The 17,192-nt window shown below is 68.8% G+C and carries 17 protein-coding genes and 1 pseudogene; 8 read left to right on the top strand and 10 right to left on the bottom strand.

Translation table 11 applies throughout. The features are described from left to right. The first annotated feature begins 120 nt into the window (after positions 1–120). Genes FJ694_RS22735 through FJ694_RS22750 form a run of 4 tightly spaced genes read left to right on the top strand, consistent with a single transcriptional unit; the run spans position 121 to position 3,757 of the window. Positions 121–1,776 (top strand): FAD-dependent oxidoreductase, encoded by a 1,656-nt coding sequence (locus tag FJ694_RS22735; protein WP_157269607.1) that lies wholly within the window; start codon positions 121–123, stop codon positions 1,774–1,776. Between the two features lie 17 nt (positions 1,777–1,793). Beyond that, complete coding sequence (locus FJ694_RS22740; RefSeq protein ID WP_157269608.1) at positions 1,794–2,018, top strand: DUF2783 domain-containing protein; 225 nt, start codon at positions 1,794–1,796, stop codon at positions 2,016–2,018. Between the two features lie 50 nt (positions 2,019–2,068). Further along, positions 2,069–2,605, top strand: coding sequence for a VOC family protein (locus tag FJ694_RS22745; protein ID WP_157269609.1), 537 nt, complete (start codon positions 2,069–2,071; stop codon positions 2,603–2,605). A 57-nt stretch (positions 2,606–2,662) separates the two neighbouring features. Beyond that, the gene (locus FJ694_RS22750) at positions 2,663–3,757 is read left to right on the top strand and encodes an FUSC family protein (RefSeq protein WP_157269610.1); all 1,095 of its coding nucleotides are present in this window, start codon (positions 2,663–2,665) and stop codon (positions 3,755–3,757) included. A 33-nt stretch (positions 3,758–3,790) separates the two neighbouring features. Here FJ694_RS22750 and FJ694_RS22755 read toward each other — a convergent pair whose 3' ends face one another. From FJ694_RS22755 to pcaF, 3 genes are all read right to left on the bottom strand, one after another. Then, the gene (locus FJ694_RS22755; RefSeq protein ID WP_232540178.1) at positions 3,791–4,066 is read right to left on the bottom strand and encodes a helix-turn-helix domain-containing protein; all 276 of its coding nucleotides are present in this window, start codon (positions 4,064–4,066) and stop codon (positions 3,791–3,793) included. A 4-nt stretch (positions 4,067–4,070) separates the two neighbouring features. Beyond that, the gene (locus FJ694_RS22760) at positions 4,071–4,844 is read right to left on the bottom strand and encodes a HipA domain-containing protein (RefSeq protein WP_232540179.1); all 774 of its coding nucleotides are present in this window, start codon (positions 4,842–4,844) and stop codon (positions 4,071–4,073) included. Positions 4,845–4,943: 99 nt separating this feature from the next. Beyond that, positions 4,944–6,158, bottom strand: a complete 1,215-nt coding sequence (pcaF, locus tag FJ694_RS22765; protein ID WP_157269613.1) for a 3-oxoadipyl-CoA thiolase — start codon at positions 6,156–6,158, stop codon at positions 4,944–4,946. Between the two features lie 135 nt (positions 6,159–6,293). On the opposite strand from pcaF, the gene FJ694_RS22770 reads away from it, so the two are divergent. Beyond that, entirely contained in the window at positions 6,294–6,896 is a 603-nt protein-coding gene (locus FJ694_RS22770; RefSeq protein ID WP_157269614.1) for a phenylacetic acid degradation protein PaaY, read from the top strand. A gap of 257 nt (positions 6,897–7,153) precedes the next feature. Beyond that, positions 7,154–7,306 (top strand): annotated as a pseudogene (locus FJ694_RS22775) (serine/threonine transporter SstT); the annotation flags it as partial. Positions 7,307–7,364: 58 nt separating this feature from the next. Here the strand turns inward: FJ694_RS22775 and FJ694_RS22780 are convergent. The 7 genes from FJ694_RS22780 to xsc form a co-directional block, all read right to left on the bottom strand. Continuing rightward, positions 7,365–8,705 carry a TRAP transporter large permease gene (locus FJ694_RS22780; RefSeq protein WP_157269615.1) on the bottom strand — a complete coding sequence of 447 codons (1,341 nt, stop codon included), beginning with the start codon at positions 8,703–8,705 and terminating at the stop codon, positions 7,365–7,367. A 10-nt stretch (positions 8,706–8,715) separates the two neighbouring features. After that, on the bottom strand, positions 8,716–9,258 hold the full coding sequence (locus FJ694_RS22785) for a TRAP transporter small permease (RefSeq protein ID WP_157269616.1): 543 nt from the start codon (positions 9,256–9,258) through the stop codon (positions 8,716–8,718). Positions 9,259–9,332: 74 nt separating this feature from the next. Continuing rightward, on the bottom strand, positions 9,333–10,322 hold the full coding sequence (locus FJ694_RS22790) for a TRAP transporter substrate-binding protein (RefSeq protein WP_157269617.1): 990 nt from the start codon (positions 10,320–10,322) through the stop codon (positions 9,333–9,335). Positions 10,323–10,398: 76 nt separating this feature from the next. Beyond that, positions 10,399–11,841 (bottom strand): NAD(P)/FAD-dependent oxidoreductase, encoded by a 1,443-nt coding sequence (locus FJ694_RS22795; RefSeq protein ID WP_157269618.1) that lies wholly within the window; start codon positions 11,839–11,841, stop codon positions 10,399–10,401. A gap of 12 nt (positions 11,842–11,853) precedes the next feature. After that, positions 11,854–12,255, bottom strand: a complete 402-nt coding sequence (locus FJ694_RS22800; protein WP_157269619.1) for a nuclear transport factor 2 family protein — start codon at positions 12,253–12,255, stop codon at positions 11,854–11,856. A gap of 108 nt (positions 12,256–12,363) precedes the next feature. Beyond that, entirely contained in the window at positions 12,364–13,392 is a 1,029-nt protein-coding gene (locus FJ694_RS22805) for a YeiH family protein (protein ID WP_157269620.1), read from the bottom strand. 79 nt (positions 13,393–13,471) lie between these two features. Beyond that, a complete protein-coding gene (xsc, locus tag FJ694_RS22810) occupies positions 13,472–15,277 on the bottom strand; it encodes a sulfoacetaldehyde acetyltransferase (protein WP_232540180.1) in 1,806 nt (601 codons plus the stop codon). A gap of 142 nt (positions 15,278–15,419) precedes the next feature. On the opposite strand from xsc, the gene FJ694_RS22815 reads away from it, so the two are divergent. Beyond that, positions 15,420–16,226, top strand: coding sequence for an IclR family transcriptional regulator (locus FJ694_RS22815; RefSeq protein ID WP_157269621.1), 807 nt, complete (start codon positions 15,420–15,422; stop codon positions 16,224–16,226). A 14-nt stretch (positions 16,227–16,240) separates the two neighbouring features. Further along, positions 16,241–17,191, top strand: coding sequence for an AAA family ATPase (locus FJ694_RS22820; protein WP_198320947.1), 951 nt, complete (start codon positions 16,241–16,243; stop codon positions 17,189–17,191). The last annotated feature ends 1 nt before the right edge of the window (position 17,192 follow it).

Consider the following 17,192-nt stretch of genomic DNA (forward strand, 5'->3'; position numbering starts at 1 on the left):
CTTAGTCATTACGTTCGTGAATGTCTAAGTGATTTGATTTAGTGCAAACCCTGAGAGACCGGAATCTGCATCTGCCTACACTGCGAACGCGTTTGTTAATGACGAATTCGCGGAGACGGCATGCTCAAGACCTATACCTATCCCAGGTTCGAATACCGCAAGCCAGCCGAGCTGTCCGGGGCTGCACCGGGCCGGCGCCCGGTGGTGATCGTGGGTGCCGGCCCGGTGGGGCTCACGGCCGCGCTGGACTGCCGGCTGCACGGCATCCCGGTGCTGGTGCTCGACGACGACAACACCGTCTCCGTCGGCTCGCGCGGCCTGTGCTACGCCAAGCGCGCGCTGGAGATCCTGGACCGCGTCGGCGTGGGCGACGCGGTGGTGAAGAAGGGCGTGAACTGGCACGTGGGCCGCACCTTCTTCGGCGAGGGCGAGGTCTTCCGCTTCGACCTGCTGCCCGAAGCGGACCACAAGCGCCCGGGCATGGTGAACCTGCAGCAGTACTACCTGGAGCAGTACCTGGTGGAGCGCTGCAACGAGGCCGGCGTGGAGATCCGCTGGAAGAACAAGGTCGTCTCGGTCAACCCGGAGAGCGACCGGGTGACGCTGCAGGTCGAAACGCCCGACGGCGTCTATGCGCTGGACGCCGACTGGCTCATCGCCTGCGACGGCGCGCGCAGCCCCGTCCGCAACATGCTGGGCCTGGACATCGACGGCAAGATCTTCATGGACCGCTTCCTGATCGCCGACGTGGTCATGAAGGCGCAGTTCCCGGCCGAGCGCTGGTTCTGGTTCGACCCGCCCTTCCACCGCAACCAGAGCGTGCTGCTGCACCGCGAGGCCGACGACGTCTGGCGCATCGATTTTCAGCTCGGCTGGGACGCGGACCCGGAGGAAGAGAAGAAGCCCGAGAACGTCATTCCCCGCATCAAGGCGATGCTCGGCGACGAACGCGAGTTCGACTTGGAGTGGGTCAGCGTCTACACCTTCCAGTGCCGGCGCATGGGCCGCTTCAACCACGGCCGGGTGCTCTTTGCCGGCGACTCCGCGCACCAGGTCTCGCCCTTCGGCGCGCGCGGCGCCAACTCCGGCATCCAGGACACCGACAACCTGGTGTGGAAGCTCAAGCTCGTGCTCGACGGCCTGGCGCCCGCGAGGCTGCTGGACACGTACTCCGAGGAGCGCGTGTTCGCGGCCGACGAGAACATCATGAACTCGACGCGCTCCACGGACTTCATCACGCCCAAGAGCAACGCCAGCAAGACCTTCCGCAACGCGGTGCTGCAACTGGCGCAGAAGCACGCCTTCGCGCGCAAGCTGGTCAACTCCGGCCGCCTGTCGGTGCCCTCGTACTACAGCGCGTCCCCGCTCAACACGCCCGACACCGACACGTTCGCCGGCGACATGGAGCCCGGCGCGCCGATGGCCGACGCGCCGGTGCTGCTCGACGGCCAGGCCGGCTGGCTGCTCGACCATGCCGGCAACCGCTTCCAACTCCTGCTCTACGCGGACGATCCGGCCGGGGTGGACCGCGGCCTGGTCCAGGCCCTGCGGGACGCGCCCATTCCCGTGGAGGCGCTCATCGTGTCGCCCAAGGCGGGCAGCGTGCCGGGCGTGACGATGCTGCAGGACGCCAAGGGCCTGGTGGCCGCGCGCTACGACGCCCGCGACGGCAGCGCCTTCCTGCTGCGGCCCGACCAGCACGTGTGCGCCCGCTGGCGCGGCGCCGACATCGCCCGCGTGCGCCAGGCCGTCGCCCGCGCCACCTGCAACGCCTGACTTCCGGGGAGACACGCATGAGCCTGCAACTGCAACCCAACATCGCCGAACCCGGCAAGCGCTACTACCGCGACTTCTCGCCCGGCGACGATTTCTACCAGCTGCTCATCGACACGCACCGCGACCTCAGCGACGAGCAGAGCGCCCTGGTCAATGCGCGGCTGATCCTGCTGCTGAGCAACCACATCGGCGACCTCGCCGTGCTGCGCGAGGCCATGGCGCTGGCGCGCGAAGGCGTGTGAGCGCCGCGGCGCCCCATTCACAAGCTTCGAACACAGACAAGGAAGTTCCCATGCTGATCCAGCAAGTCCACCACGTCGCCTACCGCTGCAAGGATGCGAAGGAAACCGTCGAGTGGTACGGCAAGCACCTGGGCATGAAGTTCGTGCTGGCCATCGCCGAGAACGAGGTGCCCTCGACCAAGGCGCCGGACCCGTACATGCACGTCTTCCTGGACGCGGGCAACGGCAACATCCTGGCCTTCTTCGAGCTGCCCAGCCAGCCGCCCATGGACCGCGACCGCAACACGCCGAGCTGGGTGCAGCACCTGGCGCTGAAGGTGGACTCGGTGGACACGCTGCTGGCCACCAAGGCGAAGCTCGAAGCCGCCGGCATCGAGGTGGTCGGGCCGACGAACCACACCATCTTCAAGAGCATTTACTTCTTCGACCCCAACGGCCACCGCCTGGAGCTGGCCGCCGACTGCGGCACGCCGCAGATGATGCAAAGGCTCGACGCGGTGAAGTGGGAGATGCTCGAAGAGTGGAGCAGGACGAAGCGCGCGCCGAAGCACGCGGCCTGGATGCACGACGGCAGCGTGGAGGCTTGAGCACTTCGGCGGCGGGCCGGGCCTGATGCCCGGCGGCCGCGGCCACAATCGGCCCGCATGAAGTGGCTGCAGACGATGGGCGAGTGGGTGAGGGCCGAGCTGCGTGCCCTCGCGACGGTGCAATCGAGCGACCGGCTGTGGCAGATGCCGCTGTTCGCGGCGCTGGCCATGGGCCTGCCGCTGCTGGCCGGCGCCTGGCTCGGCCGCAGGGCCGATGCGCTCGTGGCCTCGCTGGGCGCCCTGGTGTTTCTGTACCTGCCCCACACGCCGCTGTCGCACCGCATGGTCTCGCTCATGGCCTGCGCCTTCGCGATGACGGCGTGCTTCGCCTTCGGGCTGCTCAGCGCGCTGGTGCCCGTGCTGATGATGCCGGTGCTGGTGTTCGTGGCCATGGCGGCCACGATGCTGGCGCGCTTCTACGCGCTGGGACCGCCGGGCAGCCTGTTCTTCGTCATGGCCGCGGCCATCGGCGCCCATGCCCCGGCCGCGCCGCACGAGCTGCCCGCGCGCGTCGGGCTGTTCGCGCTGGGCTGCCTCCTGGCCTGCTTCGTGGCCTTCGCGTACAGCCTCCACACGCTGCGGCTGCGCAAGCCCTCGCCCGTGACGCCGCTGCCGGCGCCCACCTTCGACTTCGTCGTCTTCGACGCCGTGGTCATCGGCGCCTTCGTGGGCATCTCGCTCGCGCTGGCGCAGCTGCTGCAGCTGGAGAAGGCCTACTGGGTGCCGGTGAGCTGCCTGGCCGTCATCCAGGGCGCCACGCTGCGCGCGGTCTGGAGCCGGCAGCTGCACCGCGTGCTGGGCACCACGGCCGGCCTGGCGCTGGCCTACGCGCTGCTGCTGCTGCCGCTCAACGCGTGGAGCGTGAGCCTGCTGATGATGGCGCTGTCGTTCCTGATCGAGCTCCTGGTCGTGCGGCACTACGGGCTGGCGGTCATGCTGATCACGCCGCTGACCATCCTGCTGGCCGAAGCCGCCACGCTGGGCCACGGCTCCCCCGGGCACCTGATCCAGGCCCGCTTTTTCGACACGCTGCTCGGCTGCCTGGTGGGCCTGGCCGGCGGCGTGTGCCTGCACAGCCCGCGCTTTCGCAAGACGGTGGGCGGCTGGATGCTGGCGCTGGCGCCGGCTCGGTTCCGGCAGGAAGACCGGTAACACGCGACCGCGGCCGGGCCGGCCGCACTGCGCTCAACGCTCGCGGGGCACCGGCACGAAGCCCACCTGCAAGGAAAAGATGCCGGCCACCTTGTTGAGCGTCTCCACGGTCGGGTTGCCCGTGTCGCTCTCGATCTGGCGCAGGGCCTGCACGCTGATGCCGCGGTGGGCGGCGAACTCCGGCTGCGTCATGCGGCTGACCCGGCGCATGAGCTTCACGGCCTGGCCGATGGACAGCGCGCCGCTGGCCACGCCTTCGTACAGTTGCGCGCGCAGCTCGGCCGAGGCCTGCGGGTCGAAGTGCTTCAAGCGCTTATCCACGGCGCTGGCCCCGCTTGCGCTTCACCGCGGGTCCGGCTGGCGCCCTGTCCGCCGGCGGCGCCACAGCCTCGGCAACCGGCAAGGCGCCCAGGTCGCGTGCCTGGGCCTCGATGCTGCGCCGGCAAGGCTCCAGCACCGCGTCCTCGACGCCGCAGTCCCGCGCCATGTCGGGCAGACGCTCCACCATGCCGGCGAACTCGCGCAGGGAACGGGCGACGCTGTTGCGCTCGGCTTCCGGCAGCGCCAGCGCGTCGATCACGTCGGCCCAGCGGTCCAGTCGCCGGCCGCTGCCGTCGCGCCAGTGGATGGAGCGCGGCACCATGTCGGGGTCCAGGAACATCGGCGCGAAGTCGAACACCGGCGTGAGCTGGATGCGGCCGTTCGGCAGGCGCTGCACGGCGCTGTTGCGCGCATGGTTGTCGGTGTTGCGCAGCGCCAGGTTGAGCACGTCGCGCTTGAGGAACTCGATGGTCTCGGCCAGCGGGTCCTGCTCCTGCAGCTTGAGCAGAGAAACGAGGTGCCGGCGACCGCGTCCCTGCGGCACCAGGTCGTAAAGGAAAGCAGGCACGCTGCGGTCCACGCTGCCGTCGGGCCCAGCCCGCTCGGGCGCGAAGCCCACCGGCAGGTTCAGCGCGATGGGAAACGGCGCGTCGCCGAACACGTACTCCGGCAGGTACTCCACGCGGCACCGGTCGATGCCGAAGGACTGCAGCACGGCCGCCGGCCGCCAGGCGCCGTCCTGGTGAATCTCGATTCGGGCGTCCAAGCGCACACCATCTTGTCTATCAAGATGGTTATTTTGCTCCCATCACGCCTGCTCTTTCACTATCTCAATGAATAAAACGGGACGTGCCGGCGTGGCGATTCAGGGCCGCTCGATCGCCAGCGCGATGCCCTGGCCGACGCCGATGCACATGGTGGCGATGGCGCGCCGCCCGCCCATGCGCTCCAGCTGGTGCAGCGCTGTGAGCGCCAGCCGCGCGCCCGAGGCGCCCAGCGGGTGGCCCAGCGCGATGGCGCCGCCGTTGGGATTGACGTGGGCCGCGTCGTCGGGCAGCCCCAGCTGGCGCATCACCGCCAGGCCCTGGGCCGCGAAGGCCTCGTTGAGCTCGATCACGTCCACGTCGGCGAGCGACCAGCCCAGGCGTGCCAGCAGCTTCTTCGTCGCCGGCGCGGGGCCGATGCCCATGATGCGCGGCGGCACGCCGGCCACCGCCATGCCGACGACGCGGCCGCGCGCCTTGAGCCCATAGCGCTCCACCGCCGCGTCCGAGGCCAGCAGCAGCGCCACCGCGCCGTCGTTAACACCGGAGGCATTGCCCGCGGTGACCGTGCCGTCCGGGCGCACCACGCCCTTGAGCCGGCCCAGTTGCTCCAGCGTCGTCTCCCGGCGCGGATGCTCGTCCACGCTCACCGCCAGCGCGTCGCCCTTCTTCTGCGGGATCAGCACCGGCACGATCTCCTCGGCGAAGCGGCCCGCGTCCTGCGCGGCCTTGCAGCGCTGCTGCGAACGCCACGCGAACAGGTCCTGGTCGGCGCGCGCGATGCCGAACTCGGCCGCCACGTTCTCGGCCGTCTCCGGCATGGAGTCGATGCCGTACTGCGCCTTCATCTTCGGGTTCACGAAGCGCCAGCCGATGGTCGTATCCTCGACTTTCGCCGCGCGCGAGAAGGCACTGTCGGCCTTGCCCATGACGAAGGGCGCGCGCGTCATGCTCTCCACGCCGCCGGCGACGATGAGGTCGGCCTCGCCGGCGCGGATGCTGCGCGCGCCCTGCCCAATGGCATCCAGCCCCGAGCCGCACAGCCGGTTGAGCGTGCCGCCGGGCACGTCCACGGGCAGCCCGGCCAGCAGCGCCGACATGTGGGCGACGTTGCGGTTGTCCTCGCCGGCCTGGTTGGCACAGCCGTAGAGCACGTCGTCCACCGCGGCCCAGTCGAGCCGCGGGTGGCGCTCCATGAGCGCGCGCATGGGCACGGCGCCCAGGTCGTCGGCGCGCACGCCCGCGAGCGCGCCGCCGTAGCGGCCAAACGGCGTGCGCACGCCGTCCACGATCCAGGCATTGGGCAGCTGGGCCATTCCTTGTCTCCGTTGCAATCGTTATCGGTGCGGCCGGACTTGTGAGGGCGGGCGAACCGCCATTGACCGACCGGTCGGTCGATACTAAGCTGCCGCCGCTTCGTGACGCAAGTCAAAGACGTTCCAGGAAAACCCATGCCCTGCTACAGCCTCGAAGGCGTGATTCCCGTGGTGGACCCAAGCGCCTACGTGCACCCCAGCGCCGTGCTCATCGGCGACGTGATCGTGGGCCCCGGCTGCTACGTCGGCCCGGCCGCCTGCCTGCGCGGCGACTTCGGCCGCATCGTGCTGCGCGCCGGCGCCAACGTGCAGGACACCTGCGTGATCCACGGCTTCCCCGAGCAGGAAACGCTGGTCGAGGAGAACGGCCACATCGGCCACGGCGCCGTGCTGCATAGCTGCGTGGTGCGCCGTGACGCCATGGTGGGCATGAACGCGGTGGTGATGGACGAAGCCGAAATCGGCGAGAAGGCCATCGTCGCGGCCTGCGCCTTCGTGCGCGCGGGCGTGAAGGTGCCGCCGCGCACCCTCGTGGCCGGCGTGCCGGCCAAGGCGGTGCGCGAGCTCGGCGAGGACGAGATCGCCTGGAAGCTCGAAGGCACGCGCGTGTACCAGGACCTCACCCGGCGCAGCCTGGCCTCGATGCGGGAGGTGCAGCCGCTGGCCGCGCTCGACGCCGACCGCCCGAAGCTGCAAGCTCCGGCGGTACAGCCGCTCATCGCGGCGAAGCGTGGTTGAACGGCGGCCGGAACTCAGCGTCGCCTTCCAGTTTCCGGCCATCCTTGAGGTGGGCCGCGGCGGACCGTAGGCTCCGGTATGGCAATGACCTTCCGCCCGCGCACACGAAAGGGCTTCTTGGCTCGCGAGCAACCCGAAGCCTGCACATGGAGGCCACCTTCATGCGTAAGCAGCCCGGCCTCGGAACGTCGCGGCACGAGCGCGCAGGGCCCGGACTCCGGAGCACCGGGAACCGCTGCGTTGGTTCATGCCCACTCCTGTTCGGCATCTCCACCGACGTGGCGATGCAGGTGGTGGCCATCGGCTTCGTGATCGGCGTCGTGCAGGACTCGGCGGAGACCGCGCTGAACTCGCCCACCGACGTGCTGCTCACGGCGGCGGGCCGTCCCCACGACCACCCGTTGCCGTAGCCCGGCTCACCCCCTGCCACCGGCTCTGCCGGCAGCAGCAGCCTCCGCAGGGCTTTGCTCAATAGCCCATGACCCTGGGCAGCCACAGGCTGATCTGCGGAACGAAGGCGATGAGCAGCAGCCCCGTGATTGAAGCAAGCACGAAGGGATGGATGCGGGCGACGATCTGCTCCACGCTGGCACCACCGATGCCCGAGGCCACGAACAGGTTCTCGCCCAGGGGCGGCGTCTGGAAGCCGATGGACAGTGCACAGATGACGACGATGCCCACGTGCGTCGGATCCGCTCCCAGCATGTACATCACCGGCAACAGCACCGGCACCAGGATCATGATGGCCGCCAGTGTTTCCATGAACATGCCCACGAAGAGCAGGAAGACGATCACCATGGTCCAGATCAAGGCCATGTTGTCGGTGAGCGCCAGCAGCGAGGCCGCCAGCGTCGAGGGCACCTCCTGCTCCACCAGCAGCCGGCCGAAGACGGTGGCAGCGAAGAGGATCAGCAGCACCCGCCCGGTGATCCAGGTCGTGGTGCGCAGCGCCTTGAGGGCCGCCGCCAGCGTCAGTTCGCGGTGCAGGAACACGCCCACCAGCAGCGTATAGAAGATGGCCACCACCGCTGATTCCGTCGGCGTGAACAACCCGCTGTAGATGCCGCCCAGGATCAGCACCGGTGCCAGCAGCGACCAGACGCCCCTGCGCAGCGCCTGGCCGATCTGCTGCGGCGACCAGTGGCTGGTGAGGCCCTTGTAGCCACGCTTGCGCGAGATCACATAGTTCGCCACCAACAGGCTCGCAGCCATGATCAGCCCGGGCAGCACGCCGGCGACGAACAGCTTCGGGATGGAGAGAGTGGGGAACTCACCGTACTTCTCGATGGCCTCGGGTGGCGGCGCCAGACCCAGCGCCGAGATGCCGAAGATCACCATGGGGATCGAGGGCGGGATGATGATGCCCAGCCCACCGGAGGCCGCTGTCACCGCCGAGGCGTAGCTGCGCTCGTAGCGGCGCTGCGTCATTGCCGGGATCATCAGCATGCCCACCGCGGCAGTGGTGGCCGGGCCGGAGCCGGAGATGGCACCGAAGAACAGGCAGGCCAGCACGGTGGCCGCGCCGAGCCCGCCCGTGATCGGGCCGGCCAGGGATTCGGCGATGTCCACCAGCCGTCGCGAGATGCCGGCGCACTCCATGAGCGCACCGGCAAGGACGAAGGCCGGCAGCGCCATCAGCGGGAAGCTGCCTACCGACGTGAAGGCAATCTGCACGAAGCCGATGGGGTTGGCCTCCGTCATCAGGTACGCCAGCATCGCCGCCCCGGCCAGCGCCACCGTGATGGGCGCGCCGATGATCAGCAAAACGAAGAAGCCGCCGAAGAGCAGCAGCGCAACGGAACTGTCCATGGGTGGCTCCTCAGGCGTTGGCGTGCGTCGTGGACGCGCCGCGCTTGAGCTTCTCGATCTCGGCGGCCTCGGGGTCCACGGCCTCGGCGCCGGTGGTCCATTTGATCCAGTTGTTCCAGAGGATGCGCAGCGACATCAGCGTGAAGGCCGCCGGCAGCACCATGTAGAAATACTTCATCGGCACACCCAGCGTCTGCGACTTCCAGAACGTGTTCATCTGGCGGAACACGAAGTCGTAGCTCAGCGCCACGAAGTAGAGGTTGAAGGCAACCCACACCAGATCGGCCAGCGTCTCGCTGACCTTCTTGACGATGGGCGGGAAGAAGCGGAACTGGAACGTGACGCGGTTGTGCGCCGACATCTTGGCGGCCACCACGGCGCCCAGGTAGGCGAACCAGACGAACATGTAGGTGGCCAGTTCGTCGCCCCAGGGCAGCGAGTACTGGAAGAACTGGCGCAGCAGAATCTGCACGAACAGCAGCAGCACGAAGCCGGCAAGCAGCACCTCGCAGCACAGCTCCTCGAAACGGTCGAGCAGCTTGACGATGGACATGACGGTCTCCCTTGGCAGTGGGAACACGGCCCGGATGCCGGGCCGCGGAAGACGAGACGCGCGGGCGGCGCGACTCAGCGGCCCAGGGCCTTGAGGGCGACGTCCACCTTCTCCTTGCCACCGACGGACTTGTAGAACTTGGGCCACACCACGGTGGAGGCCTTCTGGATCCACTCCTTCTCGCCGTTGTCCGGATCGACGATCTGCATGCCGCGCGCGGCCAGGTCCTGGCGGATCCTGGCCTCGCTGTCCTGCAGGAACTTGAAGCTGTGCGCGGTGGCCTCGTGCCCCGCCTCCAGGATGGCTTGCTGCACCTCGGGCTTCTGTGCCTTGAATACCTGCTCGCTCACGATCAGCGGCTCCAGCGAGAACAGGTAGCGGATGTTGGTGACGTACTTCTGCACCTCGTAGAACTTCATCGCCGAGACGGTGATGTAGGGGTTGTCCTGCCCGTCGATCACCCGCTGCTGCAGCCCGGTGAAGGTCTCGCTCCAGGCCATCGGCGTGGGGTTGATGCCCCAGGCCTGGTAGGTAGCGATCATGATCTCGTTCTTGGGCACCCGCACCACCAGGCCCTTGAGGTCGTCCAGGTTGCGCACCGCCTTCTTGGAATTGGTCAGTACCCGGAAGCCCGAGTAAGCCCAGCCCACGATGCGCACCTTGGCGTCGCGCACCGTGTTTTCGGTGAGCTCCTTGCCTACTGGTCCGGTCGTGAGCTTGCGCGCATCCTCGGCGCTCTGGATCAGGTAAGGCAGGCTCAGCAGACCCACGGTCGGGCTGAAGGGCGTGATGTTGTTGACCGCCAGGATCGAGAAGTCCAGCAACCCCATCGCGGCGTTGTTGACCGTGTCTTCCTCACTGCCGAGCTGGCCGTTGGGGAACAGCGAAATCTTGTGCTTGCCGCCCGTCTTCTCCTTGAAGCGCTTGGCGAACTCCTGGCCCAGCTCCCACTGCGTACCGCCGGCGGCGTCGCCAATGGCCATCTTGAAGGTGGCAGCCTGCACTGGTGCTACCAGCAAAGCGGCGGCTACGGGCAGCAGCAAGGTCTTGAACGTGATCTTCATGTCTCTCTCCTGTGTACTGATGGGATCAGCCGTGGCACGTGCCTTCTGGGGCCGGCCTTTTCTCGAATGTGAACGCTCAGAGCACCTCGTCCTTGAGGTGATACCAGCGGTAGAGCATGCGCTGGCCCAGCCGGCGAAATGGCGCAAAGGCCTGCGACTCGACCATCTCGCGGATGTTCGGGAAGGGCAGCTTCGAGGTGAATATGGGCAGCTTCAGCTCCTGGCCCCGCCCAGCGATCCACTGCGCCAGCCACCGCCCGGCCTGTGCTGAGTACATGACGCCGTTGCCGCCGTAACCGAGCGCGTAGTAGATGGATTCGCGCGGATCGGGCTGGTGGATCCTGGGCATCATGTCGTGGCTGACATCGACCCAGCCCCACCACGAGTAGTCGATGCGGATGCCCGCCAGCGCCGGAAACTTGCGCGCCAGGTCCCGCTCCAGGAGCTCGCGGTACTTCTCCTGCGGCGCGTCTCGTCCGGTGATGGCGCTGCGGCTGCCGATCTGCACGCGCCCGTCGGGCATGAGCCGGTAGTAGTGGCGCAGCACCCGCGTGTCAGTGATGACCTGGTGCGTGCGGAAGTTGCACGCCTCGATCTCCTGCGGCGTGAGCGGCCGCGTCACGATCGAGTTCGACAGGATGGGCAGCAGCCGGTTGCGCAGTTGCGGGTGCAGTGCCTGCGAGGTGTAGCCGCCCGTGCACAGTCCCACGGCGCGCGCGCGCACCACGCCGCCGGGCGTGCGCAGATGGTGCACGCCGCCACGCGTCTCCCAGCCCGTGACGGGACTGGCCGGATGTACCTGGGCTCCCAGCGCGCGCGCCTTGCGCAGGTAGCCGAAGGCAAGCTTGCCGGCGTGGATGCCGATGCCCTCGGGCTCGTGCATCGCGCCCGCGGCCTCGCGGTCGTCCACGTACTCGCGCCGCACCGTGTCGGCATCCAGGATGCGCGCGCCGTAGTTGAAGACTTCGCGCAGGAGCTTGGCCTCGCGCTCCAGCGCCGGCATGACCTTGGCGCGGTGGGCGATGTACAGGTGGCCGCCGGGCTGCGGGTCGCAGGGAATGTCGGCGATGAGGCTCTTGAAGGTCTGCATCGCGTCGCACACCTCCTCGTGCAGCCGCAACGCCGTGTCCAGGCCGTAGCGCTCGATCCACTGCGAGCGCTTGAGCCGCCCCGAGGCGCACTGCGCCTGGCCGCCGTTGCGCGTGCTGCAGCCCCAGCTCACGCGGTTGGCCTCCAGCACCGTGGCCTTGATGCCATGGTCGCGCGCGAGGTGGATGGCGGTGGACAGCCCGGTGAAGCCCGAGCCAATGATTGCCACGTCCACATCCACGTCGTGCGTGATGGGGCCATCATCCTCGGGCGGCGCACCGGCGGTGCCGATCCAGTAGGTCGGCGCATAGTCGCGCCCCTGTCCCGGGGTAGGCGCGACCAGCGGGTCGTAGGCGGGGTCGTAGGGCCGCGTGGGCTCGGTGGTGCGACCCGTGCGCAGCAGCAGTTCGGGAGAGACTACGGCGTCCATGCTGCAGCTCCTTCAGCGCCCTGCCGGGGGCTGGCGGTCCTTGCGGAATGCGTTCTTGATGGCGATCTTGCCGTTGCGGAAGGTGAATACGTCCACCATGCGCGCCTCGACGAAGGTGCCGTCGGCGCGGGTGCCGCAGAAGGTGCTCTCGGTCACGCCGCGGTCGCCCTGCACGAAGTGGTCGGCGTCGAGCCAGGCGGCGTCGGGAAACGTCTGCCACGCCAGCATGAAGCCTTGGCGCACCTCGTCGCGACCGACGAAGCTGCGGCCCATCAGGTCCGGGCCGGCCACGGCGTGGAAGGCGCAGTCGCGGTCCATGAACTCCATCAGCGCGTCGATGTCGTGGCGGTTCCAGGCATCGCCGAAGGCCTGCAGGAACTCCACCCCGGGCAGTGCCTCTTGGTCTCGCTTCATGTCGTCTCCTTGGTTGTGCCGGCTCGTGGCGCCGGCCTTGGATTCAGAGTAGTGGCCGCGGGCCCGGCGCCGTAGCGCCAGATGGCGGCAATCGATGGGTCCACGCGCTCAAGCGCCGAGTCCGCGCATCAGCGCCACGGCCAGCAGCATCCAGCCCGCCACGAACGCGGCCTCGCCCAGCAGCAGCGCCACGGGCTGCCAGCCCAGCTCGGCTAGCTTTTCCAGCGCGGTCTTCACGCCCAGCGCGGCGATCGACACCACCAGGCACCAGCGCGACACGTCCGAGCCCAGCTCCACCGCCGACCCCGGCAGCCAGCCCAGGCTGTTTGCGGTGGCCAGGGCCGCGAACACCAGCAGGAACACCGGCACCAGCGGACCCTGGCGCGCGCCCGCGCCGCCGCGGCGCGTGCGCAGCATCAGCGCGAGCACCAGCACCACCGGCATCAGCAGCGCGACCCGAAACATCTTGGCCAGCGTGGCGGTATCGCCCACCTGCGGCGAAACCATGAAAGCCGCGCCCACCACCTGCGCCACGTCGTGGATCGAGCCGCCCAGGAACAGCCCGGCCTCGGCGGTGGAGAGCTGCAGTGCGCCCACCGCCAGCGGGTACAGCACCATCGCCAGCGTGGAGAACGCGGCCACGCCGATGGCCGTGAGCAGGGTGTAGCGCTCGGTATCGCGCGTGGCCGGCAGCGTGGCGGAGATCGCCATTGCCGCCGAGATGCCGCAGATGCCCGTGGCCCCACCCGTCAGCAGCCCCAGCGCGGGCGGCAGCTTCAGCAGCCGCGCCAGCAGCAGCCCGAAGCCGATGGTCAGCACCACCGCGCCGACCAGCGCCCCGACCCCGGCCAGCCCCAGGTCGGCCACGTCGCTGGCCGCGATGCGCACGCCCAGCAGCGCCACGCCCACGCGCACCAGCTTCCTGGCCGCCAACTCCACGCCAGGCTGGCACTTGTCGGAGTCGGCCAGGAAGTGGAACGCGATGCCGATGAGCAGCGCGTAGAGGAACTGCGGGCCGCCGTAGTGCTCGGACACGAAAGTGGCCGCCAGCGCGATGGTGCCGCACAGCAGCAGGCCGGGCAGGTAGCCGCGCAGTTGCGCCAGCAACGGCGGTGCCGGCAGGGAAGAGGCATGCATGGGGGTCTCCCGTTCGGGGCGGCCTCCCAGGGCGGGCGGCCGCGGCGCCCGCTCCCGAAGGGAGCGGGCAAGGGCGGCTTCAGACGAAGTCCTTGTACTTCTCCAGCAGCCGCACCGGCTTGGCCAGCGCGTCGCGGCGGAACGGGTCGCCGAGCTCGCGTGTGCACATGATCTCGACGATGCAGGTCTTGCCGTGGTTCATCTGCAGGTCCACCGCGCGCTTCAGGGCCGGGCCCACGTCCTCCAGCCGGTCCACCACGATGCCCTCGGCACCCATGGCGCGCGCGATGCCAGCGAAGCTGGGGCTGTCGAGCTCGCCGGCAACGAAGCGGCGGTTGTAGAAGTCCACCTGGTTCTTCTTCTCCGCGCCCCACTGGCGGTTGTGGAACACCACCGCCGTGACGGGGATGTCGTGGCGCACGCAGGTCAGCGTCTCCATCAGGCTCATGCCCCAGGCGCCGTCGCCCGCGTAGGAGATGGCCGGGCGGTGCGGCGCGGCCACCTTGGCACCGATGATCGTGGGGAAGGCGTAGCCGCAGTTGCCCCAGCTCATGGCGGCGAAGAAGCTGCGCGGCTTCTCGAAGCGCAGGTAGCTGTTGGCCACCGAGTTGATGTTGCCGATGTCGGTGGACACCATCACGTCCGCGGGCATGGCCTTCTCCAGCTCGCGCAGCACCTGGCGCGGATGCAGGTAGTGGCCGCCGAAGGGCGAGCGCTCGCCCTTGGCCTCCTCGATCATGTCCAGGCTGTAGGGGTCGCGCTCATGCGTCCACTCGTCGAGCTCCCTCTCCCACGCTGCCTTCTCGGTGGCGATCTCGTCGGCGCGCTGCGCGCGCGTGGCGTCGCAGGCCAGCGTGCGGCCGGCCAGGCGCTGCACCAGGGCCTGCGCGGCGGCCTTGGCGTCGCCGCAGATGCCTACCGAGATCTTCTTCACCAGGCCCAGCATCTTGTGATCGGCGTCGATCTGGATGATCTTGGCGTTCTTGGGCCAGTAGTCCATGCCGTGCTGCGGCAGCGTGCCGAAAGGCCCCAGGCGCGAGCCCAACGCCACCACCACGTCGGCGCGCGAGATCAGCTTCATCGCCGCCTTGGAACCCTGGTAGCCCAGCGGGCCGCACCACAGCGGGTGGCTGGCCGGGAAGCTGTCGTTGTGCAGATAGCTGTTGACCACCGGCGCGCCCAGCCGCTCGGCCAGCGCCTGGCAAGCCTCCACGCCGTCAGCCATCACCACGCCGCCGCCGGAGATGACCACCGGGAACCTTGCCGTGGCCAGCAGCTCGGCCGCCTCGTTGAGGCTGTGCTCGCCGCCAGGGCCGCGGTCCAGACGGCGCGGCTGCGGGATCTCAGCCGTGATCTGGCCGTAGAAGTAGTCGCGCGGGATGTTGAGCTGCGTCGGCCCCATCTCGCTCATGGCGCGGTCGAAGCAGCGCGCCGTGAACTCGGCCATGCGGGCCGGATGCGTCACATGGCCCTGGTATTTGGTGAACTCCTGGAACATGGGCAGCTGCCGAGCCTCCTGGAAGCCGCCCAGGCCCATGCCCATGGTGCCCGCCTCCGGCGTGACGATCACCACGGGCGTGTGCGCCCAGTACGCCGCGGCGATGGCGGTGACGCAGTTGCTGATGCCCGGGCCGTTCTGCCCGATCACCACGCCATGCCGCCCGGACACCCGGGCGTAGCCGTCGGCCATGTGGCCGGCACCCTGCTCGTGCACCACCGGGATCAGCCGGATGCCTGCGGGGGCAAAGATGTCCATGGCATCCATGAAGGCCGAACCCATGATCCCGAACATCTCGGTCACGCCGTTGGCCACCATTGTTTCGACGAAGGCCTCGGAGGGCGTCATCTTCTGAGGCCCGGCCACCACGCTGCGCTGCTCGCTCATCTCGGTCTCCATTGTTCGCCTCTTTCCGGAACACCACGTTCCAAAATTTGAGACGTTGCATGCAATGTAGGCGCTGAGTTAGAAAATGGCAACGTCTTATCTCGTTTTTCGGTACGATTCGTTCAACTTTTGAGGAGATGCCATGAGCGCAGGATCCGACGACGTGACCCGCATCGACGGCGACACGCCCACGCAGCGGCTACTGGTGCTGCTGGAAGTCATTGCTGCGCGCAGCGACGCGTTCTCGCTGCAGGACCTGGTGGAGGAGACCGGTGTACCCAAGCCGACGCTGCACCGCATGCTCCAGCAGCTGGAGTCGCTGGGCATGCTGCAGCGCGAGGGCGACGGGCGGCACTACAGCACCGGGCTGCGGCTGCGCCGGCTGGCCGAGCAGCTGTTGCTCAACGACACCCGCCATGGCGCGCGCCATGCGGTGCTGCGCCAGCTGGTGGCCGAGGTGGGCGAAAGCTGCAACATCACGGCGTTGTCGGGCAGCGAGGTGCTGTACCTGGACCGGGTGGAGACGCCCGCTCCGCTGCGCTTCTACCTGCACCCGGGCTCGCGCGTGCCTGTGCACTGCTCGGCCAGCGGCAAGCTGTTCCTGGCGCAGATGAGCGCGGCGCAGCGCCGGCGGCTGCTGGCCAACGTGCCGCTGGAGGCATTCACGCCGCACACGATCACGGAGTACGGCTCTCTCGAACTGGAACTCGAGCGCGTGAAGACCCAGGGCTTTGCGCTGGACGAGGAGGAATTCCTGCCCGGGCTGCGCTGCATCGCCGTGCTGGTGGGCGATGCGGGGCGCTCCAACATGGGCATCGCGATCCAGGCCCCGGCGATGCGCATGGACGTGGACAAGGCGCTGCAATACCTGCCCGCGCTGCGGCGCGCCGCCGCGGCGCTGGCGGCCATCGAGTCGGGCGAGCCCGGTGACACGCGCCAATCGGCCTGAAGGAGCCCGACGCCATGCGACCCGAGCTGCTGCTGCCCGTGCGCGACCTCTTCGGCATCGACTCGCCGCTCCGGGTGCCGGCCTTCGCCGAGCGCGACGAGCATGTACCCGACATCGACCCGGCCTTCCGCTTCGACCCGGACGTGACGCTGGCGCTGCTGGCCGGTTTCGCCCACAACCGCCGCGTGCTGGTGCAGGGTCTTCACGGCACGGGCAAGAGCAGCCACATCGAGCAGGTGGCCGCGCGGCTGGGCTGGCCCTGCGTGCGCGTGAACCTTGACGGGCACGTGAGCCGGCTGGACCTGGTGGGGCGCGACGCAATCGTGCTGCGCGAGGGGCGGCAGGTCACGGAGTTCCAGGAGGGGATCGTGCCGTGGGCGCTGCAGCGCCCGGTGGCGCTGGTGTTCGACGAGTACGACGCGGGGCGGCCGGACGTGATGTTCGTGATCCAGCGCCTGCTCGAACGCGACGGCGCCTTTACCCTGCTGGACCAGAACCGCGTGCTGCGTCCGCACCCGTGCTTCCGGCTCTTCGCCACGGCCAACACGCTGGGGCTGGGCAACCTCAACGGCCTCTACCACGGCACGCAGTTGCTCAACCACGCACAGGTGGACCGCTGGAACATCGTGGCCACGCTGGACTACCTGGCGCCGCGGGCCGAGGCCGAGATCGTGCGCGCGCGCGTACCTGCGCTCGACGATGCCGCCGGGCGGGAGCTGGTGGAGCGCATGGTGGCGGTGGCAGGCCTGACGCGCCGCGGCTTCGCCGCCGGCGACCTCGGGGTGCTGATGTCGCCGCGCACCGTCATAAGCTGGGCCGAGAACCTGGCCATCTTTGGCGACGCGGCCCTGGCGTTCCGGCTGAGCTTTCTCAACAAGTGCGAACCGGCCGAACGGCCGGTGGTGGCCGAGTACTTCCAGCGCTGCTTCGACCAGGAGCTGCGCGAGTCGGCACTGTCGGACTGAG

The organism is Azohydromonas aeria (genome assembly GCF_009760915.1).
GTDB lineage: Bacteria > Pseudomonadota > Gammaproteobacteria > Burkholderiales > Burkholderiaceae_C > Azohydromonas > Azohydromonas aeria.

Bases quoted from the DNA above. Each gene is read 5' to 3' on its own strand.
- FJ694_RS22805 (WP_157269620.1), bottom strand. From the start codon at position 13,392: ATGCATGCCTCTTCCCTGCCGGCACCGCCGTTGCTGGCGCAACTGCGC.
- xsc (WP_232540180.1), bottom strand. From the start codon at position 15,277: ATGAGCGAGCAGCGCAGCGTGGTGGCCGGGCCTCAGAAGATGACGCCC.
- FJ694_RS22800 (WP_157269619.1), bottom strand. From the start codon at position 12,255: ATGAAGCGAGACCAAGAGGCACTGCCCGGGGTGGAGTTCCTGCAGGCC.
- FJ694_RS22820 (WP_198320947.1), top strand. From the start codon at position 16,241: ATGCGACCCGAGCTGCTGCTGCCCGTGCGCGACCTCTTCGGCATCGAC.
- FJ694_RS22815 (WP_157269621.1), top strand. From the start codon at position 15,420: ATGAGCGCAGGATCCGACGACGTGACCCGCATCGACGGCGACACGCCC.
- FJ694_RS22750 (WP_157269610.1), top strand. From the start codon at position 2,663: ATGAAGTGGCTGCAGACGATGGGCGAGTGGGTGAGGGCCGAGCTGCGT.
- FJ694_RS22735 (WP_157269607.1), top strand. From the start codon at position 121: ATGCTCAAGACCTATACCTATCCCAGGTTCGAATACCGCAAGCCAGCC.
- FJ694_RS22785 (WP_157269616.1), bottom strand. From the start codon at position 9,258: ATGTCCATCGTCAAGCTGCTCGACCGTTTCGAGGAGCTGTGCTGCGAG.
- pcaF (WP_157269613.1), bottom strand. From the start codon at position 6,158: ATGGCCCAGCTGCCCAATGCCTGGATCGTGGACGGCGTGCGCACGCCG.
- FJ694_RS22740 (WP_157269608.1), top strand. From the start codon at position 1,794: ATGAGCCTGCAACTGCAACCCAACATCGCCGAACCCGGCAAGCGCTAC.
- FJ694_RS22795 (WP_157269618.1), bottom strand. From the start codon at position 11,841: ATGGACGCCGTAGTCTCTCCCGAACTGCTGCTGCGCACGGGTCGCACC.
- FJ694_RS22780 (WP_157269615.1), bottom strand. From the start codon at position 8,705: ATGGACAGTTCCGTTGCGCTGCTGCTCTTCGGCGGCTTCTTCGTTTTG.
- FJ694_RS22770 (WP_157269614.1), top strand. From the start codon at position 6,294: ATGCCCTGCTACAGCCTCGAAGGCGTGATTCCCGTGGTGGACCCAAGC.
- FJ694_RS22745 (WP_157269609.1), top strand. From the start codon at position 2,069: ATGCTGATCCAGCAAGTCCACCACGTCGCCTACCGCTGCAAGGATGCG.
- FJ694_RS22790 (WP_157269617.1), bottom strand. From the start codon at position 10,322: ATGAAGATCACGTTCAAGACCTTGCTGCTGCCCGTAGCCGCCGCTTTG.